Source organism: Dellaglioa sp. CoH-57-MRSF-22 (assembly GCF_056781895.1).
This window is the reverse complement of sequence record NZ_JBXAXT010000288.1, coordinates 1-234: the sequence shown is the minus strand read 5'-3', so window position 1 is coordinate 234 and position 234 is coordinate 1. Positions and strand designations below refer to the sequence as shown.

The window sequence follows — 234 nt, the reverse complement described above, 5'->3', positions numbered from 1 at the left end:
AGTCGGTATACATCGAGTCGGTAACTGGGGACGTGAACGACCTGATCGGGACACCTATTCTCATGGCCGAGGAAGTTAGCGATACCGACTTTCCGCCTCCGGCTGGCGAGTACGTCGATTCGTATACGTGGACGTTCTACAAGCTCGCAACCATCCGAGGCTACGTGGATATCCGATGGCTGGGCCAAAGTAACGGCTACTATTCGGAGTCTGTCAACTTCGAACACGTGAACG

The 234-nt window shown here is 54.3% G+C and carries 1 protein-coding gene; it reads left to right on the top strand.

Going from position 1 to position 234, the window contains the following annotated elements:
• Window positions 1–234: DUF7448 domain-containing protein (locus tag AC1RPR_RS09115; RefSeq protein ID WP_481763628.1), on the top strand; the 234-nt coding region annotated here is incomplete at both ends.